Below are 3,203 nucleotides of genomic sequence, written 5' to 3'. Positions count from 1 at the left end.
CTGAAAGTGCTTTCTGATGCGGCGGATAATCTGGACTTCAACGACCCTGATCATCCCAGCTCAGAAGGCACTTTCCTCATTCACACGCCGACGCGGCCACCAAGATCTTCCACGGATTCAGGCTAAGTACACGGTATTGGGGCTAGCCTCGATCTTTCCTGAGTCCCCTGGATCGGCCTGAGCGGTTTCGGATTGGTGGTCGCTGTCGCTGATCCGGTGTCGGGCAACGATGAGCTGCCCGACGCGGTCGGGTGGCGTCGGGGTCCACGGCCCCGGAAGACATTTCCCTTTCGTCTCGGATGATCGGGTTGATGCTGGTCAGGTCGGTGCGGGTAGCGCGCTGAGGTGGTCGAGGCCTCGGGTGAGCAGGCGGGCCCAGGGTGCTCGGGCGGCGAGTTTGAGGTGGGTGCGGCGGGCATGGTGGGTGATCCGCCCGGCGATCGACCACAGGCGCAGGCGCAGCCGTTTCGGCTCCCACTTCCGGGCGGGGTGCTCGTGCAGGGCGAGCATCTGGGTCCACGCGACGAGTTCGCAGGCGAGTTGCACGACGGCGAGCCAGACCCGGTTCTGGTCGAACCCGTGCAGCGGAAGATTTTCCAGGCCGGTGGCTTTCGCGTTCCGGATGCGGTCCTCGCAGCGGGCGCGGCGGCGGTGGCGTAGTTCGAGATCGGGGAGCCCGCCGTGGCGGGTGTTGGTGACGAACGCGGTCAACCGCAGCCCGTCGTGGTCGGTGAACCGCAGCTGCGCGCCAGGGTGAGGGCGTTCCTTGCGCACGACAAGCCGCATCCCGGCCGGCCATGACGACAGGTCGACCAGATCGGTGAGTTCGGCAACCCAAGCGCCGTCGCGGACCTGCCCGTCGGCGTCGTAGGCGGGTGTCCATCCGTCCTGCGGGATCGAGGAGATCTCGGTGACCATGGCGTCGGTCAGCCCGAACCCGATCGAGTACGACAGCCGCCGCTTGGTCAGATATTCGAGGAACGCGTGGCTGCCGCCGGCACCATCGGTGCGGATCAGGATCGTGCGGCCGACCCGATATCCCGGATCGCACGGCAACTGCGCCAACGCCTTCTTGACGACGGTGATGTGGTCGGCGGCGGTGTTCGAGCCGGCGTTGCCGGCTCGCAGCAGCATCGCCACCGGTTCCCCGGTGCCCTCGCCACCGTGGTCGACGAACGCGCACAACGGGTGGAATCCGAAGCCGCGTTTGAAGGTCGGTGCCGCGTGTTCCTTCTCCGAATGCGCTGTGACGAGGGTGGCGTCCAGGTCGATGATCAGCGGGTGGTGTTCGTCGATGTCGTCGTCGGGTGCCCGGTCCCCGGCCGCGGACCACGCGGCCGTGCGGACTGCGGCACGGGCCGCGTCGATCGCAGACAGGGCCATATCGGCGTCGGCGGCGAGGGTGGCGATCAAGCGGGACACCGTCGGATCGGAGGCGACCGGACCGAACACCTCCGGATGCGCCCGCAACTGGGCGATGTCGGCGAGGCAGTCACCGCCGAGCGCCAACGCCACCGCCAGATCGAGCACGATCTTGCCGGGATCGTGGCGCGACAACGGCTTTCGCCAGGGAGACAGGGCCACCGACAGGGCATCGGTCAACCCCGTCTTCTCGGCAGTGCGCAACAACAGAACCGAGCCGGCATGCGACACGACCCCGGTTCCGGTGGCCGATGCGGACAGACGTGGGTACGGGGACGTAGACTTGCCCACCTGAATGGTGCTCCTCGAACTCGGATGACTCGGACCTTAGACAAGTCGAATCATCCCAGGTCAGGGCACCATTCTTCGTTAGCGACACCCATCAGATAACGAGTTCGCATGAAAGCGGCAGGCTAGTACTGCAACGGCAGTTTGTGACTGACGGGACTGTTGTGGTAATTGATCTTGTGTGCAGTCAGAGGTGCTGGAGTGGTCAGCAGGGTTCACGGCGTTCTGTGCGCGGTTCGCCCACCGGTTTTCGCGGGTGGAGTCGCGGCGGCGGATGGGCGCGTACCTGCGCGGACTGCTCGGTGAGGTCGAACGCAAGAACGGATGGACACTGGCCGAGGCGGCCGGTGATGCGGGCCCGGAGGGCATGCAGCGGCTGCTGAACTTCTACTCCTGGGACTGCGAGGGGCTCCGCGACGACGTGCGCGAGGTCGTGGTCGAGACGATCGGCGACGCCGACAAGGGTGTGTTGATCGTGGACGAGACAGGATTTTTGAAGAAGGGCACCCGCTCGGCCGGGGTGGCCCGGCAGTACTCGGGCACGGCCGGGCGGATCGAGAACAGCCAGATCGGGGAGTTCCTCGCCTACGCCTCCGACCGGGGTCGGGCGCTGATCGACCGGGAGTTGTACCTGCCGAAGGCCTGGGCCGAGGACCGGGAGCGGTGTCGCGCGGCCGGGATCGGCGACGAGGTGGCTTTCGCGACGAAACCCGAACTGGTGCAGACGATGGTCGAACGGGCCCTCGACGCCGGAGTACCGTTCGGGTGGTTCACCGGCGACGAGGCCTACGGGCAGGTCGGCAAGCTCCGGCTGTGGCTCGAATCCCGTGGTGTGGCACACGTTCTCGCCGTCCCGAAATCGCAGATGGTGATCTCGATGGAGTTGCGTCAGCGCCGCGCCCACGCCGTGATCGCCGACCTGCCGGCGACCGCGTGGCAGCGGATCAACTGCGGCGACGGCGCCCACGGACCCAGGCTCTACGACTGGGCGGTCGTCGACATCCGGCCACTGCGCGAACCCGGTCGCGGCCATTGGTTGCTGGCCCGCCGGTCGATCACCGACCCCGATGAGGTTGCCTACTACATCTGCTATGGCCCCGCCGACACCGAACCGGCCGAGCTGGTCCGGGTGGCCGGCAGTCGCTGGGCGATCGAGGAGTGCTTTCAGACCACCAAGAACGAGACCGGACTCGACCACTACCAGGTGCGCGGGTACCCGGCCTGGTACCGGCACATCACCTTGTCGATGGCCGCGGCCGCCTTCCTGACGATCTTGCGCCGCGGCGCTCAAAAAGGGGATCTCCAGCCGGTACGCGAGATCTAATTCCTCTGACAGTCAACGAGATACGGCGATTGTTCAACCGCGTCGCCTGCCCAGTCCAACACGCCCTTACCCATGTCTGGCACTGGTCGAACTGGCGCCGCGCCAGCCAGGCCAGGGCCCGCGCCAGCCACTACAAACGTCGACATCACAAACTGTCGTTGCAGTACTA

The 3,203-nt window shown here is 66.4% G+C and carries 2 protein-coding genes; one reads left to right on the top strand and one right to left on the bottom strand.

Going from position 1 to position 3,203, the window contains the following annotated elements; translation table 11 throughout:
- Window positions 1–318 precede the first annotated feature (318 nt).
- Window positions 319–1,713, bottom strand: coding sequence for an IS1380 family transposase (locus tag WAW17_RS29365; RefSeq protein WP_422336370.1), 1,395 nt, complete (start codon window positions 1,711–1,713; stop codon window positions 319–321).
- A 178-nt stretch (window positions 1,714–1,891) separates the two neighbouring features.
- Here WAW17_RS29365 and WAW17_RS29360 point away from each other — a divergent pair, with 178 nt between their 5' ends.
- The gene (locus WAW17_RS29360; protein ID WP_422336369.1) at window positions 1,892–3,034 is read left to right on the top strand and encodes an IS701 family transposase; all 1,143 of its coding nucleotides are present in this window, start codon (window positions 1,892–1,894) and stop codon (window positions 3,032–3,034) included.
- Window positions 3,035–3,203 lie beyond the last annotated feature (169 nt).

Origin of the sequence: Rhodococcus sp. (in: high G+C Gram-positive bacteria) (genome assembly GCF_049286785.1) — a bacterium.
Classification (GTDB): Bacteria; Actinomycetota; Actinomycetes; order Mycobacteriales; family Mycobacteriaceae; genus Rhodococcus_F.
The sequence above is the reverse complement of the archived record's forward strand: the minus strand, read 5'-3'. Positions and strand labels throughout refer to the sequence as shown.